Source organism: Pseudomonas citronellolis (assembly GCF_001586155.1).
GTDB lineage: Bacteria > Pseudomonadota > Gammaproteobacteria > Pseudomonadales > Pseudomonadaceae > Pseudomonas > Pseudomonas citronellolis.
Genome location: NZ_CP014158.1, coordinates 1,251,066 through 1,268,874, shown reverse-complemented (window position 1 = coordinate 1,268,874; position 17,809 = coordinate 1,251,066). Strand labels below are relative to the sequence as shown.

General features: G+C 66.6%; 23 protein-coding genes. 10 read left to right on the top strand and 13 right to left on the bottom strand.

Annotated elements, in window-relative coordinates:
• The 7 genes from murA to PcP3B5_RS05765 all read right to left on the bottom strand — a co-directional run bounded on the left by murA (nt 1) and on the right by PcP3B5_RS05765 (nt 4,706).
• A complete protein-coding gene (gene murA / locus PcP3B5_RS05795; protein ID WP_009617826.1) occupies nt 1-1,266 on the bottom strand; it encodes a UDP-N-acetylglucosamine 1-carboxyvinyltransferase in 1,266 nt (421 codons plus the stop codon).
• A 21-nt stretch (nt 1,267-1,287) separates the two neighbouring features.
• Complete coding sequence (locus tag PcP3B5_RS05790; protein ID WP_009617824.1) at nt 1,288-1,527, bottom strand: BolA family protein; 240 nt, start codon at nt 1,525-1,527, stop codon at nt 1,288-1,290.
• A 114-nt stretch (nt 1,528-1,641) separates the two neighbouring features.
• Nucleotides 1,642-1,953 carry an STAS domain-containing protein gene (locus PcP3B5_RS05785; RefSeq protein ID WP_009617822.1) on the bottom strand — a complete coding sequence of 104 codons (312 nt, stop codon included), beginning with the start codon at nt 1,951-1,953 and terminating at the stop codon, nt 1,642-1,644.
• Nucleotides 1,950-2,603, bottom strand: a complete 654-nt coding sequence (locus PcP3B5_RS05780; RefSeq protein ID WP_009617819.1) for an MlaC/ttg2D family ABC transporter substrate-binding protein — start codon at nt 2,601-2,603, stop codon at nt 1,950-1,952. Before PcP3B5_RS05780 ends, PcP3B5_RS05785 begins: the two co-directional genes overlap by 4 nt.
• A gap of 20 nt (nt 2,604-2,623) precedes the next feature.
• Nucleotides 2,624-3,100, bottom strand: a complete 477-nt coding sequence (mlaD, locus tag PcP3B5_RS05775) for an outer membrane lipid asymmetry maintenance protein MlaD (RefSeq protein WP_009617817.1) — start codon at nt 3,098-3,100, stop codon at nt 2,624-2,626.
• Nucleotides 3,100-3,897, bottom strand: a complete 798-nt coding sequence (mlaE, locus tag PcP3B5_RS05770) for a lipid asymmetry maintenance ABC transporter permease subunit MlaE (protein WP_009617815.1) — start codon at nt 3,895-3,897, stop codon at nt 3,100-3,102. The genes mlaD and mlaE overlap by 1 nt, the downstream gene beginning before the upstream one ends.
• Nucleotides 3,897-4,706: an ATP-binding cassette domain-containing protein gene (locus PcP3B5_RS05765; protein WP_043272352.1), complete on the bottom strand. Its 810-nt coding sequence runs from the start codon at nt 4,704-4,706 to the stop codon at nt 3,897-3,899. The genes mlaE and PcP3B5_RS05765 overlap by 1 nt, the downstream gene beginning before the upstream one ends.
• A gap of 243 nt (nt 4,707-4,949) precedes the next feature.
• On the opposite strand from PcP3B5_RS05765, the gene PcP3B5_RS05760 reads away from it, so the two are divergent.
• From PcP3B5_RS05760 to PcP3B5_RS05715, 10 genes are all read left to right on the top strand, one after another.
• The gene (locus PcP3B5_RS05760; RefSeq protein WP_009617811.1) at nt 4,950-5,924 is read left to right on the top strand and encodes a KpsF/GutQ family sugar-phosphate isomerase; all 975 of its coding nucleotides are present in this window, start codon (nt 4,950-4,952) and stop codon (nt 5,922-5,924) included.
• A complete protein-coding gene (locus PcP3B5_RS05755) occupies nt 5,925-6,449 on the top strand; it encodes a KdsC family phosphatase (protein ID WP_009617809.1) in 525 nt (174 codons plus the stop codon). It abuts the gene before it with no gap.
• Nucleotides 6,450-6,457: 8 nt separating this feature from the next.
• On the top strand, nt 6,458-7,027 hold the full coding sequence (gene lptC, locus PcP3B5_RS05750) for an LPS export ABC transporter periplasmic protein LptC (protein ID WP_009617808.1): 570 nt from the start codon (nt 6,458-6,460) through the stop codon (nt 7,025-7,027).
• Nucleotides 7,014-7,550 carry a lipopolysaccharide transport periplasmic protein LptA gene (gene lptA / locus PcP3B5_RS05745; RefSeq protein WP_009617806.1) on the top strand — a complete coding sequence of 179 codons (537 nt, stop codon included), beginning with the start codon at nt 7,014-7,016 and terminating at the stop codon, nt 7,548-7,550. Before lptC ends, lptA begins: the two co-directional genes overlap by 14 nt.
• Complete coding sequence (gene lptB / locus PcP3B5_RS05740) at nt 7,550-8,275, top strand: LPS export ABC transporter ATP-binding protein (protein WP_009617805.1); 726 nt, start codon at nt 7,550-7,552, stop codon at nt 8,273-8,275. The genes lptA and lptB overlap by 1 nt, the downstream gene beginning before the upstream one ends.
• A gap of 213 nt (nt 8,276-8,488) precedes the next feature.
• Complete coding sequence (locus tag PcP3B5_RS05735; protein ID WP_024128165.1) at nt 8,489-9,991, top strand: RNA polymerase factor sigma-54; 1,503 nt, start codon at nt 8,489-8,491, stop codon at nt 9,989-9,991.
• 76 nt (nt 9,992-10,067) lie between these two features.
• Nucleotides 10,068-10,376 carry a ribosome hibernation-promoting factor, HPF/YfiA family gene (hpf, locus tag PcP3B5_RS05730; protein WP_009617801.1) on the top strand — a complete coding sequence of 103 codons (309 nt, stop codon included), beginning with the start codon at nt 10,068-10,070 and terminating at the stop codon, nt 10,374-10,376.
• A 12-nt stretch (nt 10,377-10,388) separates the two neighbouring features.
• Complete coding sequence (gene ptsN / locus PcP3B5_RS05725; RefSeq protein ID WP_009617799.1) at nt 10,389-10,853, top strand: PTS IIA-like nitrogen regulatory protein PtsN; 465 nt, start codon at nt 10,389-10,391, stop codon at nt 10,851-10,853.
• A 1-nt stretch (nt 10,854) separates the two neighbouring features.
• Nucleotides 10,855-11,712: an RNase adapter RapZ gene (rapZ, locus tag PcP3B5_RS05720; RefSeq protein WP_009617797.1), complete on the top strand. Its 858-nt coding sequence runs from the start codon at nt 10,855-10,857 to the stop codon at nt 11,710-11,712.
• A 31-nt stretch (nt 11,713-11,743) separates the two neighbouring features.
• Nucleotides 11,744-12,016 (top strand): HPr family phosphocarrier protein, encoded by a 273-nt coding sequence (locus tag PcP3B5_RS05715; protein ID WP_009617794.1) that lies wholly within the window; start codon nt 11,744-11,746, stop codon nt 12,014-12,016.
• Between the two features lie 25 nt (nt 12,017-12,041).
• On the opposite strand, the gene PcP3B5_RS05710 is transcribed toward PcP3B5_RS05715, so the two are convergent.
• From PcP3B5_RS05710 to pmbA, 6 genes are all read right to left on the bottom strand, one after another.
• Nucleotides 12,042-12,941: a ZIP family metal transporter gene (locus PcP3B5_RS05710; RefSeq protein ID WP_061560771.1), complete on the bottom strand. Its 900-nt coding sequence runs from the start codon at nt 12,939-12,941 to the stop codon at nt 12,042-12,044.
• A gap of 22 nt (nt 12,942-12,963) precedes the next feature.
• Nucleotides 12,964-13,590, bottom strand: a complete 627-nt coding sequence (locus tag PcP3B5_RS05705; RefSeq protein WP_061560770.1) for a superoxide dismutase — start codon at nt 13,588-13,590, stop codon at nt 12,964-12,966.
• 8 nt (nt 13,591-13,598) lie between these two features.
• The gene (locus tag PcP3B5_RS05700) at nt 13,599-14,048 is read right to left on the bottom strand and encodes a tetratricopeptide repeat protein (RefSeq protein ID WP_009617791.1); all 450 of its coding nucleotides are present in this window, start codon (nt 14,046-14,048) and stop codon (nt 13,599-13,601) included.
• A 27-nt stretch (nt 14,049-14,075) separates the two neighbouring features.
• Nucleotides 14,076-15,452 carry a class II fumarate hydratase FumC gene (gene fumC / locus PcP3B5_RS05695; RefSeq protein WP_058488596.1) on the bottom strand — a complete coding sequence of 459 codons (1,377 nt, stop codon included), beginning with the start codon at nt 15,450-15,452 and terminating at the stop codon, nt 14,076-14,078.
• Nucleotides 15,453-15,465: 13 nt separating this feature from the next.
• Complete coding sequence (locus PcP3B5_RS05690; RefSeq protein WP_009617785.1) at nt 15,466-15,837, bottom strand: hypothetical protein; 372 nt, start codon at nt 15,835-15,837, stop codon at nt 15,466-15,468.
• 561 nt (nt 15,838-16,398) lie between these two features.
• Complete coding sequence (pmbA, locus tag PcP3B5_RS05685; protein ID WP_043272348.1) at nt 16,399-17,748, bottom strand: metalloprotease PmbA; 1,350 nt, start codon at nt 17,746-17,748, stop codon at nt 16,399-16,401.
• Nucleotides 17,749-17,809: the final 61 nt, after the last annotated feature.

Below are 17,809 nucleotides of genomic sequence, written 5' to 3'. Positions count from 1 at the left end.
CTAGCCCGGTACGCGGCGAATCTTGGCGCCGAGCAGTTGCAGCTTCTCTTCGATGCACTCGTAGCCACGGTCGATGTGGTAGATGCGGTCGATCAGGGTGTCGCCCTCGGCCACCAGGCCAGCGATCACCAGGCTGGCGGAAGCGCGCAGGTCAGTGGCCATGACCGGGGCGCCCTTGAGCTGCGGCACGCCGGTGACGATGGCGGTATTGCCCTCGACCAGGATCTGCGCGCCCATGCGGTTCATCTCGTAGACGTGCATGAAGCGGTTCTCGAACACGGTCTCGATCACCGCGCCGGTGCCTTCGGCCACGGCGTTCAGCGAGATGAACTGGGCCTGCATGTCGGTGGGGAAAGCCGGGTACGGCGCGGTGCGGATGTTCACCGCCTTCGGCCGGTTGCCCTTCATGTCCAGCTCGATCCAGTCGTTGCCGGTGTTGATGTGCGCACCGGCCTCTTCCAGCTTCAGCAGCACCGCCTCGAGGATGGTCGGGTCGGTGTCCTTGAGCTTGACGCGGCCACCGGTGGCGGCGGCGGCGACCAGGTAGGTGCCGGTCTCGATGCGGTCGGGCAGCACGTTGTACTTGGCGCCGCCCAGGCGCTTCACGCCGTCGATGACGATGGTGTCGGTGCCGGCGCCCTGGATCTGCGCGCCCATGGCGATCAGGCAGTTGGCCAGGTCGACCACTTCCGGCTCGCGGGCGGCGTTTTCCAGCACGGTGCGGCCGTTGGCCAGGGCCGCGGCCATCATGATGTTCTCGGTGCCGGTCACGGACACGGTATCGAAGAAGAAGTGCGCGCCACGCAGGCCGCCGGCCGGGGCCTTGGCCTTGATGTAGCCGCCCTCGACGGTGATCTGCGCGCCCATGGCCTCGAGGCCGCGGATGTGCAGGTCGACCGGACGCGAGCCGATGGCGCAGCCGCCGGGCAGGGCCACCTCGGCCTCGCCGAAGCGCGCGACCATGGGGCCGAGCACCAGGATCGAGGCGCGCATGGTCTTCACCAATTCATAGGGCGCGACCAGAGTCCTGATGCTGTTGGCGTCGACTTCGACGTTGAGCTTCTCGTTGATCACCGGCTGCACGCCCATGCGACCGAACAGCTCGATCATGGTGGTGATGTCGTGCAGGTGCGGCAGGTTGCACACGGTGACCGGAGTATCCGCCAGCAGGGTGGCGGCAAGGATCGGCAGCGCGGAGTTCTTGGCGCCGGAGATGCGGATTTCGCCGTCGAGACGGGAACCGCCGGTAATGATCAGTTTGTCCATAGCAGGTATATCCCCGGCGGCTCAGGAACGCTCGGCCCAGGCGGCGCGGCTGAAGAATTTCATGGTCACGGCATGGATGGCGCCACTGGCGATCCATTCGTTAAGGTGCGCGTAGATCTGCTGCTGACGTTTCACCGGGCTCAGACCGGCCAGTTCGTCACTGATCAGGTTCAGCTGGAAGTTGCAGCCTTCGCCTTCCACTTCGACCTGGGTACCCGGGAGCTTGGCTTCCAGGATGTTCTTGACTTCAATCGCCTGCATGCTCGACCTCGATCGGCGCTCAACGCGCGCGGGCCGGCAATGATACAAAAAAGCCCCCCGCCTGCGAACCCCGCCAGGGGAAGTCGCGGACGGAGGGCCTTTCGAGCGCCCCGATCAGCCCTGCAGCGGCAGGATGCCGTCGAGGTCGCTGACCTTGGCGATGTCTTGCATGTCTTTCGGCAAGCCGCGGACCTGCAGGCTCTTGCCCGCCTGCTGCGCATCGCGCAGGAAGGCCAGCAGCAGCGACAGGCCGACGCTGCTGGACTTCTCCACCGCCGAACAATCCACCACCAGCTGCTGGGCGCCGCTCGCGGCGATCAGGGCCTTGCCCTGCTCGCGCAGCTGCGTGCCGCTGCGGTAGTCGAGCACCCCGGCCAGGCGCAGCTCGCCGGCCGCGCCCTCGCTGATGCTGGCGGCGCTGGTCATTGCGCGCCACCCTCGTCCGGGTTGCCCTTGGCGGCATCCTTGGCATGGGCGACCACCTGGTCCCAACCGGCGATGGTCTTCTCCAGGTCGTTGCCGTTCTTCTGCATGGAGTCGGCGAACTGGTCGCGGAACAGCTTGCCGATGTTGATGCCGTTGATGATCACGTTGCGCAGGCGCCAGGTCCCCGACTGGTTGACCATGGTGTACTGCACCGGATAGACGGTGCCCTTGCTGTCACGGATCTCCATGTTCACGCTGGAGCGCTCCGGGTCCTGCTTGCCGGTGGACGGCAGCACGCGGATGTCCTGGTTGTCGTACTCGAGCAGGGCGTTGCCGTAGAACTGCATCAGGCTATTCTTGAACACCGTCTCGAAGCGCTTGATCTGCTCCGGGGAGGCCTGGCGCGAATACTTGACGGTCATCACGCCCCTGGCGATGCCCTCGGAGTCCACCACCGGGCCGAGGATGCGGTCCAGGGCGGCGTAGAGCTGCTTGGGATCGGCGCGGTAGGCCGGCTTGTTGGCCTTGAGGTCGGACAGCAGGTTGTCGACGGTCTGCTGCACCACCTGCTGCGCATTGGGCGCGGCGTTGGCGATCAGCGGCAGTGCTGCGAGCAGGACCAGCAGGCCGCGGCGCAGGAGAGTCAGCATGGCGTTCATCCTCATCATCGTCATTGCTTCTTGGGCTCTTCTTTGTTGACCGAGTTCAACAGGAACTTGCCGATCAGGTCCTCCAGCACCAGCGCGGACTGGGTGTCGTGGATGACGCCGCCGTCCGTGAGCATCTTGTCGTCGCCGCCGACGCTGATGCCGATGTATTTCTCGCCCAGCAGGCCTGCGGTGAGGATAGACGCGGTGGAGTCGTCCGGCAGGTTGTTGACGCTCTTGTTGATTTCCATGGTCACCCGGCCACGGTAGCTGTCGTGGTCCAGGTCCACGGCGACTACCTTGCCGATGGTCACGCCGGCCATGGTCACCTTGCCGCGCACGGTCACGCCGGCGACGTTGTCGAAGTAGGCATACAGCTGGTAGGTGTCATTGGAATGCCCGATGGTCAGGCCGCTGACACGCAGCGCCAGCAGCAGCAGGGCCAGCAGGCCGCCGAGAAGAAACAGGCCTACACCGATTTCCAGGGTGCGGGTTTGCATCAGAAGTCTCCAAACATCAAAGCGGTCAGTATGAAGTCCAGCCCCAGTACCGCCAGGGAGGCATAGACCACGGTTCGAGTCGTTGCGCGGCTGATCCCTTCGGAGGTCGGCTCGCAGTCATAGCCCTGGAACACGGCGATCCAGGTCACCACGAAGGCGAACACCACGCTCTTGATCACGCCATTGAGCACATCCTCGCCGAATTGCACGCTGTTCTGCATGTTCGACCAGAAGGAACCCTCGTATACGCCCAGCCAGTCGACGGCGACGGCGGCGCCGCCCCAGATGCCGACCACGCTGAAGATCGCCGCCAGCAGCGGCATCGAAATGAAGCCGGCCCACAGGCGCGGCGCGATCACGTAGCGCAGCGGGTCGACGCCGATCATCTCCAGGCTGGAGAGCTGCTCGGTGGATTTCATGTTGCCGATCTCGGCGGTCAGCGCGGAGCCCGCGCGGCCGGCGAACAGCAGGCCGGTCACCACCGGGCCCAGTTCGCGCAGCAGGGTCAGGGCCACCATCTGCCCCACCGCCTGCTCCGAACCATAGTCCTTGAGGATGTTGTAGCCCTGCAGGGCCAGCACCATGCCGATGAAGACGCCTGAAACCACGATGATCGCCAGCGACAGCACGCCCACCGAGTACAGCTGCTTGACCAGCAATTGGCCCATGCCGCCGGGCACCCGGCGGCCGAGCATGGCGTGGCCGAGGAACAGCGTGGAACGGCCGAGCGCCTCGAGCACGTCGAGGCCCGACCGCCCGAGCAGGCGAATCCGCTCGAGCAGTGAAGTCTTGCGCATCAGCGTTCCCCCAGCAGGTCGGCGCGATAGTCGCGCGCGGGATAGTGGAAGGGCACCGGACCATCCGGAATCCCCTTCATGAACTGGCGCACGCGCGGATCGTCGAGCTCCTTGAGCTCCGCCGGCGTGCCCTGCCCCAGCACCTTGCCGTCGCCGACGATATAGATGTAGTCGGCGATGCTGGCGGTTTCCGCCAGGTCGTGGGAGACCACGATGCTGGTGATGCCCAGAGCATCGTTGAGCAGGCGGATCAGCCGCACCAGCACGCCCATGGCGATCGGGTCCTGGCCGACGAAGGGTTCGTCGTACATGAGGATCTGCGGGTCCAGGGCGATCGCCCGGGCCAGCGCCACGCGGCGCTTCATGCCGCCGGACAGCTCGTCCGGCATCAGCTCCAGCGCCCCGCGCAGGCCCACGGCCTGCAGCTTCATCAGGACGATGTCGCGGATCATCTCCTCGGGCAGGTCGGTGTGCACCCGCAGCGGGAAGGCGACGTTCTCGAACACGTCCAGGTCGGTGAACAGCGCGCCGCTCTGGAACAGCACGCCGAACTGCTTGCGCAGGTCGAACAGGTCGGCGCGGGCCAGCTTCGGCAGGTTCTGCCCGTTGACCAGGACGTCGCCCTTGACCGGGCGCAGCTGTGCGGCGATCAGGCGCAGCAAGGTGGTCTTGCCGCAACCCGACGGCCCCATGATGCCGGTGACCTTGCCGCGCGGAATACGGATATCCACGTTGTCGAAGATGGCGCGGGTACCGCGCTTGAAGGTGACCCCCTTCAGCTCGACAGCGTATTTTTCATCGGTGCTCATAGAACTCCTTGCATGACGGCCCTGTCCCTGCAATGCCCCGTCGAACCGTCGGAACACGGTAACGCAAGACAGGCCGAACGGCGGCGAACTATAGCATTGGCGCGCACGGCGGCCCAAGGCCCGCCGCCGGCGATTCAGCTCGGATTCAGCTTTCCCTGTGCAAGATCCGGTATCGGCAGGGTGAAGCCCGGACCGCTTTACCGTTATAATCTCGCCCTTCACTTCGCCCCACGCGATCGGAACATGAGCCAGAATCACGATTTCATCCAGTCGGCACAACGCACCATCGGCCTCGAGCGCGATGCGGTGGATGCCCTGCTGCCACGCATCGGGGCCGATTTCTCCAGGGCCTGCGAACTGCTGCTCGGCTGCACCGGCCGCGTGGTGGTGGTCGGCATGGGCAAGTCCGGGCACATCGCCCGCAAGATCGCCGCCACCCTGGCCAGCACCGGCACCCCGGCGTTCTTCGTGCACCCGGCCGAGGCCAGCCACGGCGACATGGGCATGATCACCAGGGACGACGTGGTCCTGGCGCTGTCCAACTCCGGCTCCACCGCCGAGATCATCACCCTGCTGCCGCTGATCGCCCGCCTGGGCATCACCCTGGTGAGCATGACCGGCAACCCCGAGTCGCCGCTGGCCAAGGCCGCCGCGGTGAACCTGGACGCCAGCGTCGAACACGAGGCCTGCTCGCTGAACCTGGCGCCGACCTCCTCTACCACCGTCTCCCTGGTGCTCGGCGACGCCCTCGCCGTGGCCCTGCTGGAAGCCCGCGGCTTCACCGCCGAGGACTTCGCCTTCTCCCATCCAGGCGGCGCCCTGGGCCGGAGATTGTTGCTGAAAGTGGAAAACATCATGCACGTGGGTGAAGAACTGCCGCAGGTCTCCCCCGGCACTTCGCTCAGCGGCGCCCTGCTGGAAATGACGCGCAAGGGCCTTGGCATGACCATCGTCCTCGGCGAAGACGGCCGCCTGGCCGGCGTGTTCACCGACGGCGACCTGCGCCGCACCCTGGACAAGGGCGTGGACGTGCGCACGGCCACCATCGACCAGGTGATGACCGTGCACGGCAAGACCGTGCGCCCGGACATGCTCGCCGCCGAAGCCCTGAAGATCATGGACGACCACAAGATCAACGTCCTGGTGGTGGTCGACGGCGACGACCACCCGGTCGGCGTCCTGCACGTCCACGACCTGACCCGCGCCGGAGTCATCTGAATGACCGCAGACCTGCTGCAACGCGCCAGTGGCGTGCGCCTGGCGGTGTTCGACGTGGATGGCGTGCTGACCGACGGCAAGCTCTACTTCCTGCCCGACGGCGGCGAGTTCAAGACCTTCAACACCCTCGACGGCCACGGCATCAAGATGCTCATCGCCTCGGGCGTGCGCACCGCCATCATCAGCGGCCGCAAGAGCGCCGTGGTCGAGCGCCGCGCGCAGAACCTGGGCATCGAGCACCTGTTCCAGGGCCGCGAGGACAAGCTGGCGGTCCTCGACCAACTGCTCGCCGAACTCGGGCTAGGCTATGAACAGGTCGCCTACCTGGGCGACGACCTGCCGGACCTTCCGGTCATCCGCCGGGTCGGCCTGGGCATGGCGGTGGCCAGCGCCGACGCCTTCGTTCGCCAGCACGCCCACGGCGTGACCCAGGCGCGCGGCGGCGAAGGCGCGGCCCGTGAATTCTGCGAACTCATCCTGCGCGCCCAGGGCAACCTCGAGGCGGCGCAAAGCGCCTACCTGTAGAGCCAGACATGCCGAAGACCCTTCGCCAGAAGCTCCTCCTCGCCCTGATCGCGGTCCTGCTGGTCGCACTGGGCTACTACTGGAACGTGCGCCTGGACTTCAACGAGCGCCAGGTCGCGCCGAGCAACGACGCCATCGACTTCTACGCGGCAAATGCCCACAGCCTGCAGTACCGCGAGGACGGCAGCCTGGCCTACGAGATGACCGCCGATCGCCTGGAGCACATGAAAGCCACCGACGTCACCAACGTCACCACGCCGGACCTGTTCTTCTTCCGCGAGGGCGAGCCGCAGCCGTGGCACGTGCAGAGCGTGCGCGCCGAGGTGGGCCCGGAAGGCAAGCAGGTCGAACTGATCGACAACGTCCGGGTCCAGCGCACCGACGCGCAGAACCGCACCCTGCTGCTCACCACCACGCGCATGACGGTGTTCCCGGACAAGGATTATGCCGAGACCAGTCAACCCGTTAAGATCACCGAGCCCCAAGGGGTGACCACGGCGGTAGGCATGAAAGCGTATCTGAAAGACAGCCGGATGACCCTGCTGTCCAACGTAAGAGGTCAGCATGAGGTTCGTTAAAACCTTCCCCCTTTTCCTCGGCCTCGTCGCCGCCCTGGGCAGCAGCGCTGGCTGGGCGCTGCCGACGGATCGCGAGCAGCCGATCCGCGTGCAGGCCGACAGCGCCGAACTGGACGACAAGCAGGGCGTCGCCGTGTACCGCGGCGACGTGGTGGTGACCCAGGGCAGCATGAAGCTGACCGGCAACACCGTCACCCTCAAGCAGAACAAGGACGGCGAGATCGAGGTGGTCACCTCGGTCGGCAAGCCCGCCTATTTCGAGCAGAAGCCGGCGCCGGACAAGGAAATCACCAAGGCCTACGGCCTGACCATCCAGTACTTCGTCACCCAGAACCGGGTGATCCTGATCGACCAGGCCAAGGTGATCCAGGAAGGCAACACCTTCGAAGGCGAGAAGGTCGTCTACGACACCGAACGGCAGATCGTCAACGCCGGCCGCGCCACCGGCACCCAGGTGACCACCCCGCGCCCGCGCATCGACATGGTCATCCAGCCCAAGAAGAAGCAGGATCAAGCCCAGTAATGGCCACGCTCACCGCACAGCACCTCGCCAAGAGCTACAAGGGCCGCCAGGTCGTCCGCGATGTCAGCATGAGCATCGACAGCGGGCAGATCGTCGGCCTGCTCGGCCCCAACGGCGCCGGCAAGACCACCTGCTTCTACATGATCGTCGGCCTGGTCCGCGCCGACCAGGGCGTGGTCCGCATCGACGAGCAGGACGTCACCAACCTGCCCATGCACGGCCGCGCCCGCGCCGGCATCGGCTACCTGCCGCAGGAAGCCTCGATCTTCCGCAAGCTGTCGGTGGCGGACAACATCGGCGCCATCCTCGAGACCCGCGCCGACCTCGATCGCAACGGCCGCAAGGAGGCCCTGGAAGGCCTGCTGGAGGAGTTCCACATCCACCACATCCGCGACAACCTCGGCATGAGCCTGTCCGGCGGCGAGCGCCGCCGCGTGGAGATCGCCCGCGCCCTGGCCAGCTCGCCGAAGTTCATCCTCCTCGACGAACCCTTCGCCGGCGTCGACCCGATCTCGGTGGGCGACATCAAGCAGATCATCCACCACCTCAAGGCCAAGGGCATCGGCGTGCTCATCACCGACCACAACGTGCGCGAGACCCTGGACATCTGCGAGACGGCCTACATCGTCAACGACGGCCAGTTGATCGCCGAAGGCGATTCCGCGGCTATCCTGGCCAACGAACTGGTCAAGGAAGTCTACCTGGGCCACGAGTTCCGCCTCTGAGCCCCCTCGCCCCGGCCGCGCGCCGGGGCGGACGCCCTCCTCACGTCGGCCCGACCGACCGACAACAGATTTATGCGTAAACGCCCTAGGCAAAGTCTGAGAATTCAGGCATATAATTTGCTTCCTAGCGGCGTCCGGGAATTTGGGTCCAGGCGCCCGTAGTCGTGGATTGGGTGCGCTACACGCCCGCGGACAAGGTGCCAAGTTCCAGCCATGAAACCATCGCTCGTCCTCAAGATGGGCCAGCAGCTGACGATGACTCCGCAGCTGCAACAGGCCATCCGACTGCTCCAACTCTCCACCCTGGATCTGCAACAGGAGATTCAGGAGGCGCTGGAATCCAACCCGATGCTCGAGCGCCAGGAAGAAGGCGAAGACTTCGACGGTAGCGACCCCTACGCCGAGGGCGCGGAAACCCCCACCAATACCAACGTCAACTCGCAGAGCGAAAGCTTCCAGGAAACCACCACGCCCAGCGCCGACAGCCTGGACGAAGACCAGTGGGCCGAGCGCATCCCCAACGAACTCCCGGTGGATACCGCCTGGGAAGACGTCTACCAGACCAGCGCCAGCAGCCTGCCCAGCAACGACGACGACGAGTGGGACTTCACCGCCCGCACCTCCGCCGGCGAGAGCCTGCAGAGCCACCTGCTGTGGCAGCTGAACCTCTGCCCCATGTCCGACAGCGACCGCCTGGTGGCCCTGAGCATCATCGACGGCATCAACAACGACGGCTACCTGGAAGAATCCCTGGAGGACATCCTCACCTCCCTCGACCCCGAGCTGGGCATCGAGATGGACGAGGTGGAAGTGGTGCTGCGGCGCATCCAGCAGATGGAGCCGGCCGGCGTCGGCGCGCGCAACCTGCGCGAATGCCTGCTGCTGCAGCTGCGCCAGATGCCCGCCAACACCCACCTGCTGAGCGAGGCCCTGCGCCTGGTCGCCGACCACCTCGACCTGCTCGGCAGCCGCGACTACACCCAGCTGATGCGGCGCATGAAGCTCAAGGAAGACGAGCTGCGCGAAACCATCGAGCTGATCCAGTCGCTGCACCCGCGCCCGGGTTCTCAGATCGAGTCCGGCGAGGCCGAGTACGTGGTGCCGGACGTGATAGTGCGCAAGCACAACGAGCGCTGGCTGGTGGAGCTGAACCAGGAAGCGGTGCCGCGCCTGCGTGTCAACTCGCAGTATGCCGGCCTGGTGCGCCGCGCCGACTCCAGCGCCGACAACACCTTCATGCGCAACCAGTTGCAGGAAGCCCGCTGGTTCATCAAGAGCCTGCAGAGCCGCAACGAGACGCTGATGAAGGTGGCGACGCAGATCGTCGAGCACCAGCGCGGTTTCCTCGAGTACGGCGAGGAAGCCATGAAGCCGCTGGTCCTGCACGACATCGCCGAGGCGGTGGGCATGCACGAGTCGACCATCTCGCGGGTCACCACGCAGAAATTCATGCACACGCCGCGTGGCATCTTCGAGCTGAAGTACTTCTTCTCCAGCCATGTGAGCACTTCCGAGGGCGGCGAATGCTCGTCCACGGCGATCCGCGCGATCATCAAGAAACTGGTCGCGGCAGAAAGTCCGAAAAAGCCGTTGAGCGACAGCAAGATCGCTGGTTTACTGGAGGCACAGGGCATTCAAGTGGCACGTCGGACAGTCGCCAAGTACCGGGAATCTCTCGGAATAGCTCCATCGAGCGAGCGCAAGCGACTGGTCTGATTGACCCAAGCCAAGGTGTTCCGGCGGCAGGCCCCATAACCTGCCACTTATACACGGGCAATAAGGAGAAAGCGGTATGCAAGTCAACATCAGTGGCCATCAACTGGATGTGACCGACGCCCTGCGCGACTACGTGGTCGAGAAACTCGGCCGACTGGAGCGCCACTTCGACAAGATCACCAATGTTCAGGTCATCATGGAGGTCGAAAAGCTGAAACAGCGTATCGAAGCCACGCTGCACATTTCCGGTGGCGAAGTCGTGGCCTGCGCAGAACACGAAGACATGTACGCCGCCATCGACCTGCTGACCGACAAACTCGATCGACAACTGATCAAACACAAGGAAAAGTACCTCGAACGCCAACAGGGCGTTGGAGTCCGCTAACCCCCCTCCCCTATGATCCGACTTGAGCAGATCCTGTCCCCCGGCCGTTCCCTGGTGAACGTGCCGGGCGGCAGCAAGAAGCGCGTACTCGAACAGATCGCCAACCTGGTCGTGAAAGACCTTCCCGGCCTCGACGCGCAAGACATCTTCGAAAGCCTGGTGGCCCGCGAACGCCTAGGCTCCACCGGCTTCGGCAATGGCATCGCCATTCCCCACTGCCGCCTGACCGGCTGCAAGGCGCCGATCAGCGCCATTCTTCACCTCGATGCGCCGGTGGACTTCGACGCCCTCGACGGCGCCCCGGTCGACCTGGTGTTCGTCCTGCTGGTACCCGAAGCCGCCACCGAGGAGCACCTGGAGCTGCTGCGCCAGATCGCCTCGATGCTCGACCGCGCCGAGGTGCGCGAACGCCTGCGCCGCGCGAGCGATGGCGAGGCGCTGTACCAGATAGTCGTGGAAGTGCAGAACGGCCACTAGCATGCGCCTGATCATCGTCAGCGGCCGTTCCGGCTCCGGCAAGAGCACTGCCCTCAACGTCCTCGAGGACAACGGCTTCTACTGCATCGACAACCTGCCGGCCAGCCTGCTGCCGGACCTGGCCCAGCGCGCGTTGCTGCACACCGAGCTGATGCACCCGCAGGTGGCCGTGTCGATCGACGCGCGCAACCTGCCCAGCCAGCTCAAGCGCTTCCCCGAGCTGCTCCAGGAAGCCCGCGACAAGCACATCCAGTGCGACGTGCTGTACCTGGACGCCGACGACGAGACGCTGCTCAAGCGCTTCTCCGAGACGCGCCGGCGCCACCCGCTGACCACCGACACCCGCTCCCTCGCCGAGGCCATCGCCGACGAGGAGCAACTGCTCAGCCCGATCGCCGACCTCGCCGACCTCAAGCTGAACACCACCAACCTCAACCTCTACCAGTTGCGCGACGTCATCAAGCTGCGCCTGCTGAACAAACCCGAGCCGGGCACCGCCTTCCTCGTCGAGTCGTTCGGCTTCAAGCGCGGCATGCCAGTGGACGCCGACCTGGTGTTCGACGTGCGCTGCCTGCCCAACCCCTACTGGAAACCCGAGCTGCGCGAGCAGTCGGGCCTGGACAAGGGCGTGCAGGAATATCTCGCCGAGCAGCCCGACGTGGAAGAGATGTACCAGGACACCCTGGGCTACCTGAACAAATGGCTGCCGCGCTTCGCCGCCAGCAACCGCGCCTACGTCACCATTGCCATCGGCTGCACGGGCGGCCATCATCGCTCGGTCTACCTCGCCGAGCGCATCGGCAATGCCCTGAAAGCCACCCTGAAGAACGTGCAGATTCGCCACCGCGACCTGAGCTAGCAGCAGATAACGAAAGGACAGCCCCCTCGCGATGCCCGCCCTCGAGATCACCATCATCAACAAGCTCGGCCTGCACGCCCGCGCGGCGGCCAAATTCGTCGGCGTGGCCGGCCGCTTCCCGTGCCAGGTCCGCGTCGGTCGCAGCCCGGAGAGCACGGTGGACGGCAAGAGCATCATGGCGGTGATGATGCTGGCCGCGGGCAAGGGCACCAACCTGCACCTGAACGCCGAGGGCGAGCAGGCCGACGAGGCCCTGCAGGCTCTCGTCGACCTGATCAACAACTACTTCGACGAAGGCGAGTGACCGCCCGTCCGCACCGCGCCGGGCGCTAGCCCAGCGACGTATCCAGCACCATCATCAGGCAGAAGCCGACGATCAGGCCCAGGGTCGCCTCCCCGGCATAGCCGCGCCGCTGCGATTCGGGAATGATCTCCCGCACCACCACGTAGAGCATCGCCCCCGCCGCCAGGGCCAGGCCCCAGGGCAGCAGCATCCGCGACACCCCCACCAGCCAGGCGCAGAGCACCGCGAACAGCGGCTCGACCAGCCCGGAAGCCGCGCCGGCCAGCATCGCCCGCACCCGCGACATCCCCGCGCCGGCCAGCACCAGGGCGATGGCCAAGCCTTCGGGCACGTCCTGCAGGGCGATGCCCAGCGCCAGGCCGCCAGCGCCCTGGACCTCGCCGCCGGCGGCAACGCCCACGGCCATGCCCTCGGGAATGTTGTGCAGGACGATGGCCGCGACGAACAGCAGGATGCGGGCGGGAATGGCGGGGATCGGCGCGTCGTCCAGGTCGTGCTGGGCATCGTCCAGCATCCGCCCGGCCAGCATCAGCCCCAGTACCCCCAGGGCCATGCCGAAGCTGACCAGCAACGCGGCGTACAGCGGCGAGCGTCCGCCCGCCTCGACCGCCTCCAGGGCCGGCAGCAGCAGGGAAAAGGCCGTCGCCGCCAGCATCACCCCGGCGCCGAAGCCCAGCAGGGTATCGGCGACCCGCGCCGGCATGCTGCGGATCAGCAGCACAGGAACCGCGCCCAGGGCCGTGCCCAGGGCGCAGATCAGGCCGCCGCTCAGCGCCTGGTACAGCGGCGCCGGCAATTGCAGGCGCGCCAGCAGCAACAGGTGGTTGAACAGCAGGCCGCTGCCCAGCAGCACTATCCCCAGGCCGAGCAGCCAGCGCAGGCTGCGCGCGCCGCCCTGCCGCGCGCTTGCCTCTAGCGGGCGCATGGCGTCACTTCCGCGGCGGGCATCAGGCGAGCCCCCGCTGCTCCAGGGCCAGGCGGTAGCGGCGCGCCACTTCCGGCCAGTCGACGACCTCGTAGAAGGCCGCGATGTATTCCGGCCGGCGGTTCTGGTACTGCAGGTAGTAGGCGTGCTCCCAGACATCCAGGCCGAGGATGGGGATCAGGTCCTGCATCAGCGGGCTGTCCTGGTTGGCGCTGCTTTCCACCTTCAGGCGGCCCTGGCTGTCGACGCAGAGCCAGGCCCAGCCGCTGCCGAAGCGGGTCAGCGCGGCCTTGGTGAAGGCCTCGCGGAAGGCCGCGTAGCCGCCCAGTTCGGTCTCGATGGCGCGGGCCAGGGCGCCGTCGGGCTCGCCGCCGCCGGTCGGCGACATCACCTGCCAGAACAGCGAGTGGTTGGCATGGCCGCCGCCGTTGTTGATCACCGCGCCGAGCAACTTCTCCGGCAGGCGGTTGAGCTGCTGCAGCAGTTCTTCCACCGGCAGTTCGGCGAAAGGCGTGCCCTCCAGCGCGGCGTTCAGGTTGTTGACGTAGGTCTGGTGGTGCTTGCTGTGGTGGATCTCCATGGTCCGCGCATCGATGTGCGGCTCCAGGGCATCGTAGGCGTAGGGCAAGGCGGGAAGACTGTGGGGCATGGTCGCTCCTAGTGGTAGCGCATGGATTGCGGGGTGGCGAAGAGGCCGGGGCGCAGCTCCACTTCGCCCTGCTGGTGCAGCAGCTCGCGGGTGCGCGGGTAGTTGCCGTGCTCGCCGATGAAATTGAGCAGTTCGAGGTAGCTGCGCCGGCTGTGGCGCAGCGCGGCCTCGCGCATGTCGCGGCTCTGCCGCGGGTCGATGCTCAGCTCCAGCAGCCGCTCGTGGCAGTTGCACAGGTATTCGGCGGCCTCTTCCGGCTGGCCCAGCTGCACGTGCAGGTCGCCCAGGTTGTGGTGGGAGATGACGAAGGCCATCACCGCCTCGTCCGGGTCGTGCCAGCGGCCCAGCAGCAACTGGGCGTGGGCCAGGGCGTGGAGGTAGTGCTCGCGGGCATCGATCAACTCGTTGCGGATGAAGCAGCGGTTGCCCAGTTCGATGGTCTGTTGCCAATGGCGCATGTCACATACCTCCATGGTGAAGCGGCCTCAGAGGCCGCCGGCGGTGAGTTTCTCGGGGTCCAGCAGGGCCTCCAGGCGCTCGCGGCCGAGATCGGTGTTCTCCAGGGCGACCTCGATGATCGGGCGGCCCTCGCGGTAGGCCTGCTTGGCGATCTCGGCGGCCTTCTGGTAGCCGATGATCGGATTCAGCGCAGTGACCAGGATCGGGTTGCGCGACAGCGCTTCGCGCAGGCGCGCCTCGTTGACCCTGAAGCTGGCGATGGCCTTGTCGGCCAGCAGGCGGCTGACGTTGCCCAGCAGCTGGATGCTCTGCAGCAGGTTGTCGGCGATCACCGGCAGCATCACGTTCAGCTCGAAGTTGCCGGACTGCCCGGCCACGGCGATGGTGGCGTCGTTGCCGATTACCTGGGCGGCGACCATCGCGGTGGCCTCGGGGATCACCGGGTTGACCTTGCCGGGCATGATCGAGGAGCCCGGCTGCAGGGCTTCCAGCTCGATCTCGGCGAGGCCGGCGAGCGGGCCGGAGTTCATCCAGCGCAGGTCGTTGGCGACCTTCATCAGCGCCACGGCAAGGGTCTTGAGCTGGCCGGAGACGGCCACGGCGGTGTCCTGGGCGCCGATCAGGGCGAAGAAGTCGTCGCCCGGGCGGAAGGCCAGGCCGGTCAGGCCGTTGAGTTCCTGGCAGAAGCGCGCGGAGAACTGCGGGTGGGCATTCACCCCGGTGCCGACGGCGGTGCCGCCCTGGGCCAATTGCTGCAGCGCCGGCTGCAGGGCCTCGAGGTTGGCGCTGGCCTGGCGTACCTGCTGGGCCCAGCCGCCGAGCACCTGGCTCAGGCGCACCGGCATGGCATCCATCAGGTGGGTGCGCCCGGTCTTGACGTATTGCTGCACCTCGCCGGCCTTGCGCTCGAGGGTGGCCTGCAGGTGGCGCAACGCCGGCAGCAGGCGCTCGTGGATTTCCAGGGCGGCGCTGATGTGGATGGTCGAGGGGATGATGTCGTTGCTGCTCTGCCCGCAGTTGACCTGGTCGTTGGGGTTGACCGCGCGGCCCAGGCGACGGCCGGCGAGGGTCGCCACCACCTCGTTGGCGTTCATGTTGGAGCTGGTGCCGGAGCCGGTCTGGAACACGTCCACCGGGAAGTGCTGGAGGAAGTCGCCGGCCAGCAGTTCCTCGCAGGCGGCGACGATGGCCGCGCCGGTCTCGGCGTCCAGTTGCTCCAGGGCGACGTTGGCCCGCGCCGCGGCGGCCTTGGCCAGCAGCAACGCGCGGATGAAGGCGGCGGGCATGCGCTGGCCGCTGACCGGGAAGTTGTTCACCGCACGCTGGGTCTGGGCCCCGTACAGCGCCGCGGCCGGCACCGCCAGTTCACCCATGCTGTCGCGTTCGATACGGCTGTCAGTCATTCTGCTTTCTCGCTTACAGGTCGTGGTACGTCAGGGAAGGCGCCATCGGCTGCGTGGCCAGCCGGCGCGAAAGCTGTTGCAGGCGCTGCCTGCGTTCGGCATCGCCGGCGAGGCGGCGCAGGTCGCAGAGCGGGCGATAGGCGTGGTCGAGGCAGAGTCCGCGCCAATGCCACGGCAGGGCGACGTCGGCGGCGGTGTCGAGCAGCAGCTGGAAGCTCTTCTCGAACAGCTGCCAGGCCGGCAGCGGCTCCCAGGCCACCAGGTAGCGCGTCTCGAACAGGTAGAGCTCCAGCAGGCGCGGCTCGTCGGGCTCCAGCGCGCAGCGGATGCGGGTGCCCAGGCGGTACCAGCGGTCGAGCAGGGAGGTGTGGGTTTCGACGAACATGGCTGGCTCTCGAACGATAATGAGATTGATTATCGTTACGAGAGAAAGAAAATACAAGTCAGAGCAAGGGAGTAGGGCAAATCGGGGGTGGTATGCGCCGGGTGCTCTTCGTAGGAGCGAGCTTGCTCGCGAATGGGCCCCGCAGCGAAGTGTGTTCGCGAGCAAGCTCGCTCCTACGAGAAGCCGTGCCTGATCGTATGGTAAGGAGTGGGCTTGCTTGCGAAGGGAAGTTGCTGGTGGCTGAGGTGCATTGGATCAAGGCCGCCCCTCTCCCTAACCCTCTCCCTGAAGGGAGAGGGAACCGTTGGGCAGATGCTGATGTTTCGGCGTTAGCCGGCTAGCACAGAGATGACCGGCTGAAACCATTCCTCCTCTCGGCACGGACTGCCCCCTCTCCCTTCAGGGAGAGGGCTGGGGAGAGGGCGCTCTTGGAGCAAACGCCGAGCCTCGCCGGCAGAACGCCATTCGCGAGCAAGCTCGCTCCTACGAAGAGCCATTGCGGAAAGAAAAACGCCGCTTCCCTCTGCAGGAAACGGCGTTCTCCAGAACCACAGCCTGCTATCAGTTCCCGGCCACCATCATCCTTTCCACCAGCACCGACCCGGTATGCAGGTTCCCGCGATTCTCCACGTCGTTGCCGATGGCCAGGATGCTGGCGAACAGGTCCTTGAGGTTGGCGGCGATGGTGACTTCCTGCACCGGGAACTGGATCTCGCCGTTCTCCACCCAGTAGCCGCCGGCGCCGCGGGAGTAGTCGCCGGTGACCAGGTTGACGCCCTGCCCCATCAGCTCGGTGACCAGCAGGCCGCGGCCCATGCGCCGCAGCAGGGCCTTCTGGTCCTCGTCGCCGTGGCTGACGAAGAGGTTGTGCACGCCGCCGGCGTTGGCCGTGCTGGGCATGCCCAGCTTGCGCCCGGAGTAGGTGCCGAGCACGTAGGAAACCAGGGTGCCGTTCTCCACGAAGGGCTTGGCGTAGGTGGCCAGGCCGTCGTTGTCGAACGAGGCGCTGCCCAGGGCGCCGGGCAGCAGCGGGCGTTCGTCGAGGGTCAGCCACTCGGGGAACAGACGCTGGCCCAGGCAGCCTTCGAGGAACGACGACTTGCGGTACAGGCTGCCGCCGGAAATGGCGCCGAGGAAGTGGCCGAACAGGCCGACGGCGACTTCCGGGGCGAACAGCACCGGCACCTCGGCGGTCGGCACCGGGCGCGCGCCCAGGCGGCTGGCGGCGCGCAGGGCGGCGCGGCGGCCGATGCTTTCCGGGCTGTCCAGCAACTCGCCGCGGCGCTTCACGTCGTACCAGTAGTCGCGCTGCATCTGCCCCTCGCCCTCGGCGATCATCACGCAGCTGAGGCTGTGGCGGGTGCTGGCGTAGCCGCCGATGAAGCCATGGCTGTTGCCGTAGACGCGGCAGCCATGGTGGATGTTCAGGGTGGTGCCATCGGCCTTGGTCACCCGCGGGTCGGCATCGAAGGCCGCGGCCTCGCAAGCCAGGGCGCGCTCCACCGCCTGGTCCGGGGTCAGCGACCAGGCGTGGTAGAGGTCCAGGTCGGGGAGGTCGCGGGCCATGAGCGCGGGATCGGCCAGGCCGGCGCAGTCGTCCTCCGAGGTGTGCCTGGCGATGGCCAGCGCCGCCGCCACGGTCTCGCGGATGGCCTCGTCGCCGGTCGCCGAGGTGCTCGCCGAGCCTTTGCGCTGGCCGACGTAGAGGGTGATGCCGAAGCCCTGGTCGCGGTTGAATTCGACCGTCTCGACCTCGCGCTGGCGCACGCTGGTGGACAGCCCCTGCTCCAGGGACACCGCCACTTCGCAGCCCGTGGCGCCCTGGCGCTTCGCCTCGGCGACGATCCGCTCGACCTGCTCGCGCAGCGCCGGAAGTGCCTCGGGGCCGACTGCCTTGGCCTGTTCGCTCATTGCCAAACTCTCCTGTTCTGTTCCGCGGACGGGGCGACGGGCCCCGTGGCATCGCGGGCGG

What these genes read in the sequence shown, in the direction of transcription:
- murA (WP_009617826.1), bottom strand. Translation starts at nt 1,266, where the DNA reads ATGGACAAACTGATCATTACCGGCGGTTCCCGTCTCGACGGCGAAATC.
- PcP3B5_RS05790 (WP_009617824.1), bottom strand. Translation starts at nt 1,527, where the DNA reads ATGCAGGCGATTGAAGTCAAGAACATCCTGGAAGCCAAGCTCCCGGGT.
- PcP3B5_RS05785 (WP_009617822.1), bottom strand. Translation starts at nt 1,953, where the DNA reads ATGACCAGCGCCGCCAGCATCAGCGAGGGCGCGGCCGGCGAGCTGCGC.
- PcP3B5_RS05780 (WP_009617819.1), bottom strand. Translation starts at nt 2,603, where the DNA reads ATGCTGACTCTCCTGCGCCGCGGCCTGCTGGTCCTGCTCGCAGCACTG.
- mlaD (WP_009617817.1), bottom strand. Translation starts at nt 3,100, where the DNA reads ATGCAAACCCGCACCCTGGAAATCGGTGTAGGCCTGTTTCTTCTCGGC.
- mlaE (WP_009617815.1), bottom strand. Translation starts at nt 3,897, where the DNA reads ATGCGCAAGACTTCACTGCTCGAGCGGATTCGCCTGCTCGGGCGGTCG.
- PcP3B5_RS05765 (WP_043272352.1), bottom strand. Translation starts at nt 4,706, where the DNA reads ATGAGCACCGATGAAAAATACGCTGTCGAGCTGAAGGGGGTCACCTTC.
- PcP3B5_RS05760 (WP_009617811.1), top strand. Translation starts at nt 4,950, where the DNA reads ATGAGCCAGAATCACGATTTCATCCAGTCGGCACAACGCACCATCGGC.
- PcP3B5_RS05755 (WP_009617809.1), top strand. Translation starts at nt 5,925, where the DNA reads ATGACCGCAGACCTGCTGCAACGCGCCAGTGGCGTGCGCCTGGCGGTG.
- lptC (WP_009617808.1), top strand. Translation starts at nt 6,458, where the DNA reads ATGCCGAAGACCCTTCGCCAGAAGCTCCTCCTCGCCCTGATCGCGGTC.
- lptA (WP_009617806.1), top strand. Translation starts at nt 7,014, where the DNA reads ATGAGGTTCGTTAAAACCTTCCCCCTTTTCCTCGGCCTCGTCGCCGCC.
- lptB (WP_009617805.1), top strand. Translation starts at nt 7,550, where the DNA reads ATGGCCACGCTCACCGCACAGCACCTCGCCAAGAGCTACAAGGGCCGC.
- PcP3B5_RS05735 (WP_024128165.1), top strand. Translation starts at nt 8,489, where the DNA reads ATGAAACCATCGCTCGTCCTCAAGATGGGCCAGCAGCTGACGATGACT.
- hpf (WP_009617801.1), top strand. Translation starts at nt 10,068, where the DNA reads ATGCAAGTCAACATCAGTGGCCATCAACTGGATGTGACCGACGCCCTG.
- ptsN (WP_009617799.1), top strand. Translation starts at nt 10,389, where the DNA reads ATGATCCGACTTGAGCAGATCCTGTCCCCCGGCCGTTCCCTGGTGAAC.
- rapZ (WP_009617797.1), top strand. Translation starts at nt 10,855, where the DNA reads ATGCGCCTGATCATCGTCAGCGGCCGTTCCGGCTCCGGCAAGAGCACT.
- PcP3B5_RS05715 (WP_009617794.1), top strand. Translation starts at nt 11,744, where the DNA reads ATGCCCGCCCTCGAGATCACCATCATCAACAAGCTCGGCCTGCACGCC.
- PcP3B5_RS05710 (WP_061560771.1), bottom strand. Translation starts at nt 12,941, where the DNA reads ATGCGCCCGCTAGAGGCAAGCGCGCGGCAGGGCGGCGCGCGCAGCCTG.
- PcP3B5_RS05705 (WP_061560770.1), bottom strand. Translation starts at nt 13,590, where the DNA reads ATGCCCCACAGTCTTCCCGCCTTGCCCTACGCCTACGATGCCCTGGAG.
- PcP3B5_RS05700 (WP_009617791.1), bottom strand. Translation starts at nt 14,048, where the DNA reads ATGCGCCATTGGCAACAGACCATCGAACTGGGCAACCGCTGCTTCATC.
- fumC (WP_058488596.1), bottom strand. Translation starts at nt 15,452, where the DNA reads ATGACTGACAGCCGTATCGAACGCGACAGCATGGGTGAACTGGCGGTG.
- PcP3B5_RS05690 (WP_009617785.1), bottom strand. Translation starts at nt 15,837, where the DNA reads ATGTTCGTCGAAACCCACACCTCCCTGCTCGACCGCTGGTACCGCCTG.
- pmbA (WP_043272348.1), bottom strand. Translation starts at nt 17,748, where the DNA reads ATGAGCGAACAGGCCAAGGCAGTCGGCCCCGAGGCACTTCCGGCGCTG.